This window comes from Streptomyces sp. NPDC001373, from assembly GCF_042895815.1.
Taxonomy (GTDB): Bacteria; Actinomycetota; Actinomycetes; order Streptomycetales; family Streptomycetaceae; genus Streptomyces.
On the sequence record NZ_JBIAWQ010000016.1, the window covers coordinates 51,663 to 67,088 of the forward strand.

The 15,426-nt window shown below is 72.0% G+C and carries 17 protein-coding genes; 7 read left to right on the forward strand and 10 right to left on the reverse strand.

All coding sequences use genetic code 11. The features are described from left to right. Window positions 1-106: 106 nt before the first annotated feature. Window positions 107-292: a DUF5999 family protein gene (locus ACFY15_RS28410; RefSeq protein WP_042809879.1), complete on the reverse strand. Its 186-nt coding sequence runs from the start codon at window positions 290-292 to the stop codon at window positions 107-109. Between the two features lie 369 nt (window positions 293-661). Next, window positions 662-1,888, reverse strand: a complete 1,227-nt coding sequence (locus ACFY15_RS28415; protein WP_390826311.1) for an acyl-CoA dehydrogenase family protein — start codon at window positions 1,886-1,888, stop codon at window positions 662-664. A gap of 205 nt (window positions 1,889-2,093) precedes the next feature. Here ACFY15_RS28415 and ACFY15_RS28420 point away from each other — a divergent pair, with 205 nt between their 5' ends. Continuing rightward, window positions 2,094-2,744, forward strand: a complete 651-nt coding sequence (locus ACFY15_RS28420) for a TetR family transcriptional regulator (RefSeq protein ID WP_366454253.1) — start codon at window positions 2,094-2,096, stop codon at window positions 2,742-2,744. Window positions 2,745-2,779: 35 nt separating this feature from the next. Here the strand turns inward: ACFY15_RS28420 and def are convergent, their stop codons facing one another. Beyond that, complete coding sequence (gene def / locus ACFY15_RS28425) at window positions 2,780-3,334, reverse strand: peptide deformylase (protein WP_390689697.1); 555 nt, start codon at window positions 3,332-3,334, stop codon at window positions 2,780-2,782. 122 nt (window positions 3,335-3,456) lie between these two features. Here def and ACFY15_RS28430 point away from each other — a divergent pair, with 122 nt between their 5' ends. From ACFY15_RS28430 to ACFY15_RS28455, 6 genes are all read left to right on the forward strand, one after another. Continuing rightward, window positions 3,457-4,695: a MurT ligase domain-containing protein gene (locus tag ACFY15_RS28430; RefSeq protein ID WP_390689696.1), complete on the forward strand. Its 1,239-nt coding sequence runs from the start codon at window positions 3,457-3,459 to the stop codon at window positions 4,693-4,695. Between the two features lie 21 nt (window positions 4,696-4,716). Further along, complete coding sequence (locus ACFY15_RS28435) at window positions 4,717-5,445, forward strand: type 1 glutamine amidotransferase (RefSeq protein ID WP_042809884.1); 729 nt, start codon at window positions 4,717-4,719, stop codon at window positions 5,443-5,445. 205 nt (window positions 5,446-5,650) lie between these two features. Next, on the forward strand, window positions 5,651-6,676 hold the full coding sequence (locus tag ACFY15_RS28440) for a 6-phosphofructokinase (protein ID WP_390689695.1): 1,026 nt from the start codon (window positions 5,651-5,653) through the stop codon (window positions 6,674-6,676). Between the two features lie 98 nt (window positions 6,677-6,774). Then, window positions 6,775-7,749: a cytochrome c oxidase assembly protein gene (locus tag ACFY15_RS28445; protein WP_390689694.1), complete on the forward strand. Its 975-nt coding sequence runs from the start codon at window positions 6,775-6,777 to the stop codon at window positions 7,747-7,749. 32 nt (window positions 7,750-7,781) lie between these two features. Then, on the forward strand, window positions 7,782-7,940 hold the full coding sequence (locus ACFY15_RS28450; protein WP_390689693.1) for a hypothetical protein: 159 nt from the start codon (window positions 7,782-7,784) through the stop codon (window positions 7,938-7,940). Window positions 7,941-8,028: 88 nt separating this feature from the next. Then, window positions 8,029-8,739: a lysophospholipid acyltransferase family protein gene (locus ACFY15_RS28455; RefSeq protein WP_390689692.1), complete on the forward strand. Its 711-nt coding sequence runs from the start codon at window positions 8,029-8,031 to the stop codon at window positions 8,737-8,739. A 32-nt stretch (window positions 8,740-8,771) separates the two neighbouring features. On the opposite strand, the gene ACFY15_RS28460 is transcribed toward ACFY15_RS28455, so the two are convergent. The 7 genes from ACFY15_RS28460 to ACFY15_RS28490 form a co-directional block, all read right to left on the reverse strand. Then, window positions 8,772-10,433: an alpha/beta hydrolase gene (locus tag ACFY15_RS28460; protein ID WP_390689691.1), complete on the reverse strand. Its 1,662-nt coding sequence runs from the start codon at window positions 10,431-10,433 to the stop codon at window positions 8,772-8,774. 206 nt (window positions 10,434-10,639) lie between these two features. After that, on the reverse strand, window positions 10,640-11,386 hold the full coding sequence (locus ACFY15_RS28465) for an urease accessory protein UreD (RefSeq protein ID WP_390689741.1): 747 nt from the start codon (window positions 11,384-11,386) through the stop codon (window positions 10,640-10,642). 65 nt (window positions 11,387-11,451) lie between these two features. Further along, window positions 11,452-12,147: an urease accessory protein UreG gene (gene ureG / locus ACFY15_RS28470; protein WP_390689690.1), complete on the reverse strand. Its 696-nt coding sequence runs from the start codon at window positions 12,145-12,147 to the stop codon at window positions 11,452-11,454. A gap of 44 nt (window positions 12,148-12,191) precedes the next feature. Further along, window positions 12,192-12,866, reverse strand: a complete 675-nt coding sequence (locus ACFY15_RS28475) for an urease accessory protein UreF (protein WP_390689689.1) — start codon at window positions 12,864-12,866, stop codon at window positions 12,192-12,194. Window positions 12,867-12,921: 55 nt separating this feature from the next. Beyond that, entirely contained in the window at window positions 12,922-14,643 is a 1,722-nt protein-coding gene (locus tag ACFY15_RS28480; protein WP_390689688.1) for an urease subunit alpha, read from the reverse strand. Beyond that, window positions 14,636-14,947, reverse strand: coding sequence for an urease subunit beta (locus ACFY15_RS28485; RefSeq protein ID WP_390689687.1), 312 nt, complete (start codon window positions 14,945-14,947; stop codon window positions 14,636-14,638). Before ACFY15_RS28485 ends, ACFY15_RS28480 begins: the two co-directional genes overlap by 8 nt. Before the next feature lie 14 nt (window positions 14,948-14,961). Then, on the reverse strand, window positions 14,962-15,264 hold the full coding sequence (locus tag ACFY15_RS28490) for an urease subunit gamma (RefSeq protein WP_390689686.1): 303 nt from the start codon (window positions 15,262-15,264) through the stop codon (window positions 14,962-14,964). Between the last annotated feature and the right edge of the window lie 162 nt (window positions 15,265-15,426).

The following is a 15,426-nucleotide window of genomic DNA, read 5'->3' on the forward strand; positions in this document are numbered from 1 at the left end:
TCAGTACGGGAGGGGTCTGCCCGACGGTGTGCGCAGGTCCAGGTCTCGGGGGGCGGGCTTGGGGACGGGCTTGCGGATCAGCTGCTGGCGCATGCTGCCTCCTCGCTCAGACCAGGGCCGGGCGACGGGGTTCCACCGTCCGGCCTTCGGGGAGCAGTTCCCCGGTGTCGTCGAAGACCACCACGCCGTTGCAGAGCAGGCTCCAGCCCTGTTCGGGATGGAAGGCCACGGTGCGGGCAGCGTCACGGTCGGCGCTGTCGGCGGGCGGGCAGGGGGGCTGGTGGGAGCACATGGCGCACCTCCTCGCAGTGTGGGGCGGGAGGGCCGGTGGTCACCCGGTCGATTCCGCGATCCACGGTGGCGGCGAGTATTACCGATCGCCACCGCCGGACGGAACCCGTTTTCGAGGTCGAGTTCAAGGTGTGTATGCCCGCTCACCATGCGCTCATGCCGGCCGTCGGGATCTTCTCGTGCGCACGCGGAGCCCACCGCCCCGCAATCCCGCGGCCCATGCCCCCGGCAAACCAGGACGATCAACGCAACCCATCCACCCCCCGAGCCCCGGGAGTGGCCAGGATCACACGGGCCGCGGCCGCCTCGCCCGGCCCTTCCGGAGGGGCAGGGCGAGGATTCCCGCGAGCGGGCCCCTCACGTCCTGCGGCTAGCGGATCGGCATCCCCGAGAGGGTGCGGGCGATCACCAGGCGCTGGATCTCGCTCGTCCCTTCGAAGATCGTGTAGATGGCCGCGTCGCGGTGCATCCGCTCCACCGGGTACTCCCGGGTGAAGCCGTTGCCGCCGAGTATCTGCACCGCCTGGGCGGTGACCTTCTTGGCCACCTCGCTCGCGTAGAGCTTCGACATGGAGCCCTCCGCCGCGGTGAAGGGCTTCCCCGCGACCGCCATCCACGAGGCCCGCCACACCAGCAGCCGGGCCGCGTCGATCTGCGTGCGCATGTCCGCGAGCTGGAAGGCCACGCCCTGGTTGTCGATGATCGGCCGCCCGAACTGGGTGCGGGTCTTCGCGTAGTCGAGGGCGACCTCGTACGCGGCGCGGGCCGTGCCGACCGCCATCGCGCCGACCGCGGGCCGGGAGGCCTCGAAGGTGGCCATGGCGGCGTTCTTCACCCGCTCGCCGCCCGCCTTCGCCTTCTCGCGGGCCCGCGCGAGCCGCTCGTCGAGCTTCTCCTTGCCGCCGAGCAGGCAGGAGCCGGGGACGCGCACGTCCTCCAGCACCACCTCGGCCGTGTGGGAGGCGCGGATGCCGTGCTTCTTGAACTTCTGGCCCTGCGAGAGGCCCGGGGTGCCCGGCGGGACGATGAAGGAGGCGTGGCCCTTGGTGCCGAGCCCGGGGTCGACCACGGCGACGACGATGTGGACGTTGGCGATGCCGCCGTTGGTGGCCCAGGTCTTGGTGCCGTTGAGCACCCACTCGTCCTTGGCCTGGTCGTAGACGGCCCGGGTGCGCATCGCGCCGACGTCGGAGCCGGCGTCCGGCTCCGAGGAGCAGAAAGCGGCAACCTTCACGTCGTCGGGAGTTCCGTACATCTGCGGGATCCAGGTGCCGATCTGCTCCTCGGTGCCGTTCGCGAGGACGCCGATGGCCGCGAGTCCGGTGCCCACGATCGACAGGGCGATGCCGGCGTCGCCCCAGAAGAGCTCCTCCATGGCCATCGGGACGCCCAGGCCGGTCGGGTCGAAGAACTGCTGGGCGTAGAAGTCCAGCGAGTAGATGCCGACCTTGGCGGCCTCCTGGATGACGGGCCAGGGGGTCTCCTCGCGCTCGTCCCACTCCGCCGCCGCGGGGCGGATCACGTCGGCGGCGAAGCCGTGGATCCAGTCGCGGACCTGCTTCTGGTCGTCGCTGAGCTCCATGGTGAACTCCGCCATGTCCCCTCCAGCTGATGCACACGGCCTCACGGCCCCGCCCGGTAGCCCCGCCCCGCGAGTTACTGCCGGTAACCTGAACGATGGCCACAGTCTGTTACCGGCCGGTAAGCACTGTCAAGCGCCGCCGGTTCGATCGCCAGGGTGTGCGGGGTGTTACGTTGCGTGGGCGTCACGCACATCGCAAGGGCGGGGAGAGAAACACGTCATGCAGACCACCCAGGAGGCCGGAGCCGGGGAGCCGGGAGCCGGCGAGCGCCGCCGGCGCGAACTGCTCGAGGCGGCGGACCGCGTCGTCCTCAGGGACGGCCCCAAGGCCTCCATGAACGCCATCGCGGCGGAGGCGGGCATCACCAAGCCCATCCTCTACCGTCACTTCGGCGACAAGGCGGGGCTCTACCAGGCCCTGGCCGTCCGGCACACCGACGCGCTGCTCGACTCGCTGCGGGCCGCGCTCGACGCCCCGGCCGAGCGGCGCAGCCGGGTGGAGGCCACCCTCGACACCTACCTCGCCGCCATCGAGGCCCGCCCCCAGGTGTACCGGTTCCTGATGCATCCCGCCGAGGACTCGCAGAGCTCCGAGCGCGGCTTCGACGTCGGCCTGCACTCCGCCCCGCTGCTGCGCCGGCTCGGCGAGGAGCTGGCGAAGGTGGTGGGCGAGCGCGTCGACCTCGGCCCGGGCGGCGAACAGCTCGCGCGGATCTGGGGGCACGGCATCGTCGGCATGATGCACGCCGCCGGCGACTGGTGGCTCGGCGAACGCCCGTGCACCCGGGCCGATCTGGTGGCGGGGCTCACCGACCTGCTCTGGGGCCGCCTGGCCACCGCCGGCAACCGCGAGGACGGCCCGGGCTTCTGACCGGGCCGGCCCCGCCGGCGGCCGGCCCGGCCGGGCTACTTCTGTCCGGCCGCCCGGCCCCAGGCCGTCTTGCGGATGGCCCGGCGCAGCAGGCGGGCGCGCAGACCGGTCACCCGGTCCGCGTAGACGGTGCCGTCGAGGTGGTCGCACTCGTGCTGGAGGCAGCGGGCGAAGAACCCGGTGCCCTCGATCCGCACCGGCGTCCCGTCGGAGGCCACCCCCTCGACGACCGCGCGGTCGAAGCGGGCGGTGCCCGCCTCCAGGCCGGGCAGCGACAGGCAGCCCTCGGGGCCGACGAACTCGTCCCCGTCCGCCTCGACCAGGCGGGGGTTGACGACGTGTCCCACATGGCGGACGTCGTCGTCGTCGGGGCAGTCGTAGACGAAGACGCGCTGCCCGGTGCCGATCTGGTTCGCGGCGAGTCCGACGCCCTGGGCGGCGTACATCGTGGCGAACATGTCCTCGATGAGGCGGTCGAGTTCGGGGCCGAAGTCGGTGACCTCGGCGCAGGCGGAGTGGAGCACCGGATCACCCAGCAGGCTCATGGTGCGGACGAGTCCGGTGGTACCGGGGATGGGGCGCTGTCGCATGGCCGTAAGGGTACGACGGACGAATATATGAGGAGATCCGCGGCTGACCGGGGGCGCCGCGGTCAAGGCTCCGGCCTGTACTGGATAGGCTGGGGCGACCGACGCTAGGAGGACAAAGGACGATGGCAGGCAACACGGAGCCGCTTTCGCCGCGGGCCAAGCTGGCCGTGACGGCGGGCAAGGCCGCGGCGGCGGTGTCGCGGGCCGCGGGACGCGGAAGCGGATCGGTGATCGGTGGCAAGGTCGCGCTCAGGCTGGACCCCGATCTCCTCGGCGCGCTGGCGCAGCATCTCGATGTCGTCCTCGTCTCCGCGACGAACGGCAAGACCACGACGACCCGTCTGATCGCGGAGGCCCTGCGGGCCAGCGGTCCGGTCGTCTCGAACGCGCTGGGCGCGAACATGCCTGCGGGCATCACCTCCGCCCTGGCCGGCGGTTCGGACGCCAAGTACGGCGTCATCGAGGTGGACGAGAAGTACCTGGCCGGGGTGGCCCGGGACGTCACCCCGAAGGTGATCGCCCTGCTGAACCTCTCCCGCGACCAGCTGGACCGCGCGGCGGAGACCCGCATGCTCGCCGAGAAGTGGCGCGAGGGGCTCCAGGGCTCCAAGGCGGTCATCGTCGCGAACTGCGACGACCCCCTGATCGTCTGGTCGGCGTCCTCGTCGCAGACCGTCGTGTGGGTCGCGGCCGGCCAGGAGTGGAAGGACGACGCCTGGTCGTGCCCCTCCTGCGGCGGCGTCATGCAGCGCCCGGGCGACGACTGGTTCTGCGGCGAGTGCGGCTTCCGCCGCCCGACCCCGACCTGGGTGCTCTCCGGCGACCACGTGCTGGACCCGCACGGCAGCGCCTGGCCGATCCACCTCCAGCTGCCGGGCCGCGCGAACAAGGCGAACGCCGCCACCTCGGCCGCCGTGGCCGCCGTGTTCGGTGTGCCGCCGCAGGTCGCGCTGGAGCGCATGTACCAGGTCCAGGCCGTCGCCGGCCGCTACGACGTGGTCGGCTTCCAGGGCCGCGAGCTGCGTCTGCTGCTCGCGAAGAACCCGGCCGGCTGGCTCGAAACGTTTTCGCTGATCGACGGCCCGCCGGCGCCGGTGATCCTGTCCGTGAACGCCCGCGGCGCGGACGGCACCGACACCTCGTGGCTGTGGGACGTGGACTACCCGCGGCTCGCCGGCCACCCGATCTTCGTGATCGGCGACCGCAAGCTGGACCTGGCCGTCCGCCTGGAGGTCGCCGGCCTGGACTTCCGGGTCTGCGAGACCCTCGACGAGGCCGTGCAGCTGGCGCCGCCCGGGCAGATCGAGCTGATCGCCAACTACACCGCCTTCCAGGACGTGCGCCGCCGCGTCGGCAACTAGTCACCCATAGAGGACAAGAGCATGAGCGACAACAGCCTGCGTCTGGTGTGGGTCTACCCCGACCTGCTCAGCACGTACGGAGACCAGGGCAACGCCCTCGTGGTGGAGCGCCGGGCGCGCCAGCGCGGCCTGGACGTGCAGCGCGTGGACGTGCGCAGCGACCAGCCGATCCCCACCTCGGGCGACATCTACCTGATCGGCGGCGGCGAGGACCGGCCGCAGCGGCTGGCCGCGGAGCGGCTGCTGCGCGACGGCGGCCTGGAGCGCGCCGTCTCGAACGGGGCGATCGTCTTCTCCGTCTGCGCCGGGTACCAGATCCTCGGCAAGGAGTTCGTCAACGACATGGGCCAGCGCCAGGAGGGGCTGGGCCTGCTGGACGTCGTGACCGTGCGCGGCGAGGGCGAGCGGTGCGTCGGCGACGTGCTCGCCGACATCGACCCGCGGCTGAACCTGCCGCCGCTGACGGGCTTCGAGAACCACCAGGGCGTCACGCACCTGGGCCCGACGGCCAAGCCCTTCGCCCGGACCCGGCTCGGCCGGGGCAACGGCACCGGCGACGGCACCGAGGGCGCGTACAACGACACCGTCTTCGGTACGTACATGCACGGTCCTGTCATGGCCCGCAACCCGCTGATCGCGGACCTGCTGCTGAAGCTGGCCCTCGACGTGAACGCGCTGCCGGCCATAGACGACCGCTGGTACGAGGCGCTGCGCGAGGAGCGCATCGCGGCGGCCACGCAGCCCGCGTAGCGCGCGGCGGCACCGAGCCGTACGCCTCAGGCCCGGACCCCCTCGGGGGTCCGGGCCGACGTGCTTTCGTACGATCTTCCGTTTCGTAGGTCCTCGATGTGGACGATGGTTCAGCCCAGTGGGAATCCGCTTGTAGGGTGACGGTTAGTTCCAACCGGACGACGTGGTCCGGTCGTCGGCCCACGTTGCAAAGGTTCTCTGTGCCATGCGCATTGGTGTGCTCACTTCCGGTGGCGACTGCCCCGGCCTCAATGCCGTCATCCGCTCCGTCGTGCACCGCGCCGTCGTCGACCACGGGGACGAGGTCATCGGCTTCCACGACGGCTGGCGCGGCCTGCTGGAGTGCGACTACCGCAAGCTCGACCTGGACTCGGTGGCCGGCATCCTGGCCCGCGGCGGCACCATCCTCGGCTCCTCCCGCGTCCAGCCCGCCCACCTGCGCGACGGCGTGGAGCGGGCCCGGGGCCACGTGGCGGACCTCGGCCTGGACGCGATCATCCCGATCGGCGGCGAGGGCACGCTGAAGGCCGCCAACCTGCTCGCGCAGGGCGGCCTGCCGATCGTCGGCGTACCGAAGACGATCGACAACGACATCTCCTCCACCGACGTGACCTTCGGCTTCGACACCGCCGTCGGAGTGGCCACGGAGGCCCTGGACCGGCTGAAGACCACCGCCGAGTCCCACCAGCGCGTGATGGTCGTCGAGGTCATGGGCCGCCACACCGGCTGGATCGCCCTGCACTCGGGCATGGCGGCCGGCGCCCACGCCATCGTGGTGCCGGAGCGCCCCTTCGACATCGAGGAGCTGACGGCGATCGTCGGCGAGCGCTTCTCGGCCGGCAAGCGGTTCGCCATCGTCGTGGTCGCCGAGGGTGCCAAGCCGCGTTCCGGTTCGATGGACTACGAGCAGGGGGGCACGGACCAGTACGGCCACGAGCGCTTCGCCGGCATCGGCAACATCCTCGCCGTGGAGCTGGAGCGGCGCCTGGGCAAGGAGGCCCGTCCGGTCATCCTGGGCCACGTCCAGCGCGGCGGCACGCCCACCGCCTACGACCGGGTCCTGGCCACCCGCTTCGGCTGGCACGCGGTCGAGGCGGCACACCGGGGCGAGTTCGGCATGCTGACGGCCCTGCGCGGCACCGACATCGTGATGGTCCCGCTCTCCGAGGCCACCTCGACCCTCAAGACCGTCCCGGACGCACGGTACGACGAGGCGCAGACGGTTCTGTGATGTTCCACCCGTTCTGACCCCTGGTGCCGCCCCCGGACGCGATCGCGTCCGGGGGCGGCACTACTGTGGTGGGGCGCCACAGTCAAGGGAGTGAACAGATGGACCACAGCGGTCACGGCATGGACATGAACATGGATATGGACATGAACATGGACCTGCCGCCGTTCACCCTCGGGCGCGGCCTGGAGTTCTCCTTCGACGGGTTCTTCCTGTTCGGCTCCCTGATCGGGCTCGCCCTGTACGGATGGGGCGTGCTGCGGCTGCGCCGGCGCGGGGACGCCTGGCCGCCGGGCCGGACGCTCTCGTTCGTGGCCGGCGTGCTGACGGTGGTGCTGGTGATGTGCACCAAGCTGAACGACTACGGCATGGTCATGTTCAGCGTGCACATGGTCCAGCACATGGTGATCAGCATGATCACCCCGATCCTGCTGCTCCTCGGGGCCCCGGTGACGCTGGCCCTGCGCGCCCTGCCGCCGGCGGCCCGCGGCAGCAAGGGCCCGCGCGAGCTGCTCCTGATGCTGCTGCACAGCCGTTACATGCGGATCATCACGCACCCGGCCTTCACCATCCCGATGTTCATCGCCAGCCTCTACGCCCTGTACTTCACCCCGCTCTTCGACTTCCTGATGCAGAGCAGGGCCGGGCACATCGGCATGATGGTCCACTTCCTCGCGGTCGGCCTGATCTTCTTCTGGCCGATCATGGGCGTGGACCCGGGCCCGCACCGCCCCGGCTACGTGATGCGGATGCTGGAGCTCTTCGCGGGCATGCCCTTCCACGCCTTCTTCGGCATCGCCCTGATGATGGCCAGCGAGCCGATGATCAAGACGTACGCGAACCCCGCGGCCTCCCTGGGCATCGACGCCCTGGACGACCAGCACTGGGGCGGCGGCATCGCCTGGGCCTTCAGCGAGATCCCCTCCGTGCTGGTGCTGATCGCGCTGGTCTACCAGTGGTACCACTCGGAGCAGCGGGCGGCGAGGCGCTCGGACCGGGCCGCGGACCGCGACGGCGACAAGGAGCTGGCGGAGTACAACGCCTATCTCGCCTCGCTGCGAGGGCGCGGCCAGTAGCGCCGGAGCCCGTCGGCGCGCCACCATGGGGCATGAACGGATCCGTTAAGGCGATGGCCGTCACGACCTTCGCCGCCCTGGTGGCCGTCTCCACGTACTCCGTGGCCCTCGGCAGCAACGGCTGGCTGTGGTTCGGCTGGGTGGTGCTGGGGCTGCTGACCCTCGCCCTGGCCGCCTCCCGCAGCACCTGAGACCGGGCCCGGGCCCGCACGGCCCGCTCCTCGCCACCGCATGGCTGATCCGTCCGTGGTCCGACCGTCGGGTGAAGGGAAGCGCCGGGTGTTCTACCACCTGCTCAAGCACGTCCTGCTCGGGCCGCTGCTGCGGCTGCTGTTCCGGCCGCGGATCGAGGGCCTGGAGAACATCCCCGCGGAGGGTGCCGCGATCATCGCCGGCAACCACCTGTCCTTCTCCGACCACTTCCTGATGCCGGCGATCCTGAGGCGCCGGATCACCTTCCTGGCGAAGGCCGAGTACTTCACCGGCCCCGGGCTCAAGGGCCGGCTGACCGCGGCCTTCTTCCGCAGCGCCGGGCAGATCCCGGTGGACCGCTCCGGCAAGGACGCCGGGCAGGCGGCGCTGCGCGAGGGGCTCGGGGTGCTGGCGAAGGGCGAGCTGCTGGGCATCTACCCGGAGGGGACCCGCTCGCACGACGGGCGGCTCTACAAGGGCAAGGTCGGGGTGGCGGCGATGGCGCTGGGGGCCGGGGTGCCCGTCGTCCCGTGCGCGATGCTCGGCACCTTCGAGATCCAGCCTCCCGGCCAGACCCTCCCGAAGATCCGGCGCGTCACGATCCGCTTCGGCACCCCACTGGAGTTCTCCCGGTACGCGGGGATGGAGGGCGAGCGGGCCGTGCTGCGCGCCGTCACCGACGAGATCATGTACGCGATCCTGAACCTCTCCGGCCAGGAGTACGTCGACCGGTACGCGGCCGAGGTCAAGGCAGAGGAAGAGGAGGAGCGGAAGAAGGCCCGGCGCACGAAGCGCTGAGCCTCCTCCCGCTCATCGGGGTTCCCGGGGTCCTAGCGGACGGCCGGGAGCTCCTCGCGCTTCGCGAGCTCCGAGGCCGGGGCCTGGGCGAGCGACTTCGCGGCGGCCGGGGCCGGCGGCACCGGAGTGGCGTGCGAGCCGCACTTCACGTCCTCGGCGTCGACCTTGCCGGCCAGCAGGTAGGACTCCACCCGCGTGTTGATGCAGGGGTTCACCAGGCTGGTGACGCCGTGCGAGCCGGCGTTCTGCTCGGTGATCAGGCGCGAGCCCGCCAGGCGGCGGTGCAGCTCGACACCGCCCTGGTACGGGGTGGCGGCGTCACGCTCGGACTGGACGATCAGGACCGGGGCGATGTGCTTCGCGCCGACCTCGATCGGGGTGCTCTGCTTGGACTTCCAGGTCGCGCAGGGAAGGTTCATCCAGGCGTTCGACCAGGTCAGGAACGGGTACTTCTTGTGCAGCTCGCTGTTGTCCCGGTCCCACTTGGCCCAGCTGGTCGGCCACTTGGCGTCGGCGCACTCCACCGCGGTGTAGACGGCGTTGCTGTTCTCGGACGCGGCGTTGCCCTTGGTGTCCGACATGTCCGGGGCGATGGCGTCGATCAGCGGCTTCTCGTCGCCGGCGGCCCAGGCGCTGAAGGCCTGCGCGACCGGGACCCACGAGGAGTCGTAGTACGGGGCGCCCTGGAAGAAGCCGATGAGCTCGGCCGGACCGACGACCCCGCCGAGCGGGTGGGCCTTGGCCTGGGCGCGCAGCTCCTGGTACTTGGCCTCGACCTTGGCGCGGGTGTCGCCGAGATGGAAGGTGGAGTCGTACTTGGCGACCCAGTCCTGCCAGTCGTTCCAGCGCGTCTGGAAGGCGACGTCCTGCTCCAGGTTGGCCTGGTACCAGATGTTGTCCGTGTCCGGGTTGACCACGGAGTCGACGATCATGCGGCGCACGTGGCCCGGGAACAGGGTCGCGTAGACCCCGCCCAGGTAGGTGCCGTAGGAGACGCCGAGGTAGTTCAGCTTCTTCTCACCGAGGGCGGCCCGGATGACGTCCAGGTCGCGCGCGGTGTTGGTGGTGGTCATGTGCGGCAGCATCTCGCCGCTGCGCTCCTTGCAGCCGTCCGCGTACTCGGCGGCGAGCTTGCGCTGGGCGCGCTTGTCGGCCTCGCTGGAGGGGACCGGGTCGGCCTTGGGGGCCTTGACGAACTCCTGCGGGTCGATGCAGGAGATCGGCGCGGAGTGGCCGACGCCGCGGGGGTCGAAGCCCACGAAGTCGTACGCCTTGGAGGTGTTGACCCACAGCGGGCTCTTGGTGGTGACCCGGCGCGGGAAGCGCATGCCGGAACCGCCCGGGCCGCCCGGGTTGTAGACGAGGGCGCCCTGGCGCTCCTCCTTGGTGCCCGTGCTGACCGTGCGGTCGACCGCGATGTCGATGGTCTTGCCGAAGGGCTTCGTGTAGTCGAGCGGGACCTTCACCCAGCCGCACTGGATCGGCTTCTCCAAGCCCCAGTCGGCCGGGCAGTCCTTCCAGTCGACGCCGGTGCGCGCGGCGCGGGCGGCGGCGATCTGGGCGCCGACCGCCTCCGCGGCGCCGTTGTCCTTGCCGGCCGAGGCGGCCGAGGCGGACGGCGCGAGCAGCAGGCCCGCGGCCAGTGCGCCGGTGATGAGAGTGGCGGCGCTCCCCAGCGTCGCGTTGCGTATCACGTGGATGATCCCCCTGGTCATGTGCCGCGCGAGGCGGCCGGGTTGGGTCAGGTGGATCCTTTCGTCTGACAGGTACCCGGCAACAGACCGAGGTCGAGTTCTTTGCCAACCCGATAACCGGAAACGGGTGTACCGCTGAGCGGTGTCCCATTCGCCCTGGATCCGCCCGCCCGTCACCCACCGGACACCCGCCGCCGGTACGGCCCTCACCTGCCGTAGGTCCGGGCCGCCTCCTCCAGCAGCTCGCGCAGCCGCAGCGCGTCCGGGGCCAGCGCCGTCACCAGGACGGCCGGGCCGGCCAGCGGGGTGGCCGCCGCGAACTCCCCCAGCACCGCGGCCCGCGGCGGGTCCTGCTCGAACCGCGGGTCCACGACGAGGAGCTGGCCGAGCGCCCGGTGCCCGGCGATGCCGGCCGGGCCGTCCCAGCCGCCCGGGGCGCCGGGCCCGCAGGACAGGTCCTGGTCCAGCAGCGGGCGGCCGCCCCGGATCACCGTGAGACGGCTGCGCAGCAGGCCGGGGGCCTCCCCGGCGCGTCCCAGCACCTGTTCCTCGCGCAGCACCAGCCGGGCGGAGGGGGCCAGTTCGGCGCGGGTGGTGACCCGCAGGTCGCTGCCGCGCACCGAGACGAGCGGCTCCGGCAGCCAGCGCACCAGCGACTCCGCGGCCAGCGCCAGCCGTACGTCGTACCGCGCGCGCTCTCCGCTGCGGCCGGGCAGGGCCAGGGTGGCGGCCGCCGAGCGCAGGGCGAGCCGGGCGCCCGGTCCCGCGTCCGCCTCCACCGTGAGGTGGTCGCCGCCGAGGGGCGCGCTCATCGCGCCGACCAGCATCACACCCGCCTCGGCGCCCTCGCCCCGGACCCGGCGCAGGGCGAGCGGCCCTTCCCCGGCCAGCACGGGCAGGACGGTGCCACCGCGCCCGTCGGCGGCCGCGGCGATGCGGGCCGTGGCCCGCAGTCCGGCCGGCGGCGGGGCGGCGGGGGGTGTGAGTGCCGGCGGCGGGGCGGCGACGGGTGCGGCGGTCACCGCACGGCCCAGGCCGCGAGCCGCTCGCGTACCCAGCCGGCCACCGGGGCCACTCCCTCGTCCCCGCGCAGGGACTGGAAGGCGACGGGCAGGTCCCCGCGCTGTTGGGCGGCGTCGCGGGCCATCCGCTCCAGGTCGGACCCGACGTAGGGGGCGAGGTCGGTCTTGTTGACGACGAGCAGGTCGGCGGTGGTGACCCCGGGGCCGCCCTTGCGCGGGATGTCGTCGCCCCCGGCCACGTCGATGACGAAGATCTGGGCGTCGACCAGGCCCCGGGAGAAGGTGGCGGTCAGGTTGTCGCCGCCGGACTCGACGAGGATCAGGTCGAGGGGGGCGGTCCCCAGGTGGGCCTCCTCCAGTTCCTCCACGGCCTCCAGGTTGGCGGAGATGTCGTCGCGGATGGCGGTGTGCGGGCAGGCTCCGGTCTCGACCGCGCTGATCCGCTCGGGGGGCAGGACCGCCTCGCGGAGCAGGAACTCGGCGTCCTCCCGGGTGTAGATGTCGTTGGTGACGACGGCCATGGACAGTTCGGCGCGCAGGGCCCGGCAGAGCGCGGCGACGGTCGCGGTCTTCCCGGATCCGACGGGTCCGCCGAGTCCGATGCGCAGGGCGCGGCGGCTGCCGTCCGCGCGCAGGGGTGCGGCACTGTGGGTGTACCGGTGGGGGTACGTCACGTCGTGGTCGAGGTGCACGGCAGGTCTCCTTGGGGATGGTCTGGTGGCGGGAGTGCCCGCGCTCAGGAGGCGAAGAGGCGTACCGCCCAGTCGGCATGGGCCTCCGCGGCGATCTCCAGCAGCGGTGAGGAGGCCGCGGGCAGCGCGTCCGTGCCCTCGGTGCGCGCGAGCAGCGCGGCCTCGGCGGCCCGGGCGGCCACGGCGTCGAGCTCGGGGGCCAGGCCGGCCAGGACGGCGCTCGCCTCGAAGGGGTCGAGGCCCAGCAGCCGGACGGTGGCCGTGGCCGGCCCGCTGACACTCTCGTACGCCGCCACGTGCGCGGCGTCCAGGGCGCCGAGCCCCGCGGCCCGGGCGGTGACACCGAGCACCACGGGCTGGTGCGCCCCGCGCGGGAAGGCGGCGGCCAGTGCGTCGAGTTCGGCGGCGGGCCAGGTGGCGCGGGCGGCCCGCATCAGCTGCCGTCCGAGCCGGCGGGCGGCGGCGCGCAGTGCGGGCGAGGGGGTGCGGGCGTCGGCGGCGGCGTCGAGGTCCGCCGGGTCGAGGCCGAGGGCGGCCGCCGCGGCGAGGGCTGCGGCGGTCAGCCCGGCGGTGTGCAGCCGGCCCCGGCAGAACTGGGCCAGGGTGGCGGCATCGTGGATCCGGCCCGCCTTGCAGGCGGCCTCCGCCCCGCCGGAGTGGGCGTGCCCTCCGGCGGGGAAGCGGCCGTCCGCCAGGACGAGCAGCGCGGCGAGGCTCATCGGCCGGGGCCCCTCGGCATGCGGTGCTTCATCAGGAGCGGTCCTTCGTCGTTCGTCAGAAGAGGAAGTAGCGCTGTGCCATGGGCAGCTCCGCGGCGGGGGCCGGTTCCACGACCTCGCCGTCGATGCTGACCGTGAAGGTGTCGGCGTCGACCTCGACCCTCGGCATGGCGTCGTTGTTGCGCATGTCCGTCTTGCTCGTCCTGCGGGTGCTCTCGATGGCCGTGAACTGCTTGGCGAGGCCCAGCCGTTCGGGCAGGTGGTCGTCGAGGGCGGCCTGTGAGGTGAAGTTGAGCGAGTTCAGGCCGGGCGCGCGTCCGACGGCTCCGTACATGGGCCGGGGCAGGACGGGCTGGGGGGTGGGGATGGAGGCGTTGGCGTCGCCCATCTGCGCGTACGCGATCTGGCCGCCCTTGACGACGACCTCGGGCCTGACGCCGAAGAAGGCCGGGTTCCACAGCACCAGGTCGGCGAGCTTGCCCACCTCGACCGAGCCGATCTCGCGGGCGAGGCCCTGGGCCACGGCGGGGTTGATCGTGTACTTGGCGACGTAGCGGCGGGCCCGGTGGTTGTCGGCGGGGCCGTCACCGGGGAGGAAGCCGCGCCGCTTCTTCATCACGTGGGCGGTCTGCCAGGTGCGCAGCACGACCTCGCCGACCCGGCCCATGGCCTGGGAGTCGGAGGAGATGATGGAGATGGCGCCGAGGTCGTGGAGGACGTCCTCCGCGGCGATGGTGGAGGGCCGGATCCGGGACTCGGCGAAGGCGAGGTCCTCGGGGACGGCCGGGTTGAGGTGGTGGCAGACCATCAGCATGTCGAGGTGCTCCTCGACGGTGTTGACGGTGTGCGGCCGCGTGGGGTTCGTGGAGCTGGGCAGGATGTTCGGCTCGGATACCACGGTGATGATGTCGGGGGCGTGGCCGCCGCCCGCCCCCTCCGTGTGGTACGAGTGGATGGTCCGCCCGGCGATGGCCGCGAGGGTGTCGCCCACGAAACCAGCCTCGTTGAGGGTGTCGGTGTGGATGGCGACCTGGGTGCCGGTCTCGTCGGCGACGCTCAGGCAGGCGTCGATGACGGCGGGGGTGGCCCCCCAGTCCTCGTGGATCTTGAAGCCGAGGGCGCCGCCGCGCAGCTGGGAGTACATGCCCTCGCGGGACATGGTGTTGCCCTTGCCGAGCAGGCCGATGTTGACGGGGTAGGCCTCCAGCGCGGCGAACATCCGGGCCAGGTGCCAGGGGCCGGGGGTGACGGTGGTGGCCTTGGAGCCCTCGGCGGGTCCGGTGCCGCCGCCGACGAGGGTGGTGATGCCGGAGGCGAGGGCCTCGTCGACGACGGTCGGTGCGATGAAGTGGATGTGGGTGTCGATGGCGCCGGCCGTGACGATCTTCCCGTTGCCCGCGATGATCTCGGTCTCGGGCCCGATGACCAGGGCGGGGTCCACACCGTCCATGGTGTCGGGGTTGCCGGCCTTGCCGATGCCGCAGATGCGGCCGTCGCGGATGCCGACGTCGGCCTTGACGATGCCCCAGTGGTCGAGGACGACCACGCCGGTGATCACCGTGTCGGGGGCGCCTTCGGCACGGGTGGTGCGGGCCTGCCCCATGGACTCGCGGATGACCTTGCCGCCGCCGAAGACGGCCTCGTCGCCGGAGTTGCCGGGTCCCCCGCTGAGGTCCTGCTCGATCTCGACGAAGAGGTCGGTGTCGGCGAGCCGGATCCGGTCGCCCGCGGTGGGGCCGAACAGGTCGGCGTAGGCCTGGCGCGAGATCTCAGCCATCGAGGGGTCCTCCGGTCTCCCCGCGCAGCCCGGGTACGGTGCGCAGTCCGCCGAGCGGTACGAGTTCCACCGCGACCGGGATGCCCGGCTCGAAGCGGACGGCGGTGCCGGCGGCGATGTTCAGGCGCAGGCCGTGCGCGGCCCGCCGGTCGAAGTCGAGGCCGGGGTTGGCTTCGGCGAAGTGGTAGTGGGAGCCGACCTGGACGGGCCGGTCGGCGGCGTTGAGCACGGTGAGGCGGGTGACGGGACGGCCTTCGTTGAGGCGCACGGGACCGTCCCCGTAGACGATTTCGCCGGGGATCACGGGGATCGCGCCCTTCAGATGATCGGGTCGTGGACGGTGACGAGCTTGGTGCCGTCGGGGAAGGTCGCCTCGACCTGGACGTCGTGGATCATCTCGGGGATCCCCTCCATGACCTCCGCCCGGGTGAGCACCTCGCGGCCCGACTTCATCAGCTCGGCGACGGTCCGGCCGTCCCGGGCCCCTTCGAGGAGGTGGGAGGTGATCAGGGCGATGGCCTCGGGGTGGTTGAGCAGGACCCCGCGCGCCCTGCGCTTCTCGGCCACGTCGGCGGCCACGTGGATCAGCAGTCTCTCTTGTTCGTGTGGTGTCAACTGCACCTGTATCACCAAGCTTCCGGGACATGATCGTCATCGCGCCGTGGCGACCGTATCGGCCGTCAACACTTTGTTGACCTGCGCATATCCATGCCAAGCATGTCTTGCCCAACGCAGAGCGAGGCTTTCCGTCCCGATCACCGGTGCTTTACCGGCCCATGGGAG

Bases quoted from the DNA above. Each gene is read 5' to 3' on its own strand.
- ACFY15_RS28410 (WP_042809879.1), bottom strand. From the start codon at position 292: ATGTGCTCCCACCAGCCCCCCTGCCCGCCCGCCGACAGCGCCGACCGT.
- ACFY15_RS28415 (WP_390826311.1), bottom strand. From the start codon at position 1,888: ATGGCGGAGTTCACCATGGAGCTCAGCGACGACCAGAAGCAGGTCCGC.
- ACFY15_RS28420 (WP_366454253.1), top strand. From the start codon at position 2,094: ATGCAGACCACCCAGGAGGCCGGAGCCGGGGAGCCGGGAGCCGGCGAG.
- def (WP_390689697.1), bottom strand. From the start codon at position 3,334: ATGCGACAGCGCCCCATCCCCGGTACCACCGGACTCGTCCGCACCATG.
- ACFY15_RS28430 (WP_390689696.1), top strand. From the start codon at position 3,457: ATGGCAGGCAACACGGAGCCGCTTTCGCCGCGGGCCAAGCTGGCCGTG.
- ACFY15_RS28435 (WP_042809884.1), top strand. From the start codon at position 4,717: ATGAGCGACAACAGCCTGCGTCTGGTGTGGGTCTACCCCGACCTGCTC.
- ACFY15_RS28440 (WP_390689695.1), top strand. From the start codon at position 5,651: ATGCGCATTGGTGTGCTCACTTCCGGTGGCGACTGCCCCGGCCTCAAT.
- ACFY15_RS28445 (WP_390689694.1), top strand. From the start codon at position 6,775: ATGGACCACAGCGGTCACGGCATGGACATGAACATGGATATGGACATG.
- ACFY15_RS28450 (WP_390689693.1), top strand. From the start codon at position 7,782: ATGAACGGATCCGTTAAGGCGATGGCCGTCACGACCTTCGCCGCCCTG.
- ACFY15_RS28475 (WP_390689689.1), bottom strand. From the start codon at position 12,866: ATGAGCCTCGCCGCGCTGCTCGTCCTGGCGGACGGCCGCTTCCCCGCC.
- ACFY15_RS28480 (WP_390689688.1), bottom strand. From the start codon at position 14,643: ATGGCTGAGATCTCGCGCCAGGCCTACGCCGACCTGTTCGGCCCCACC.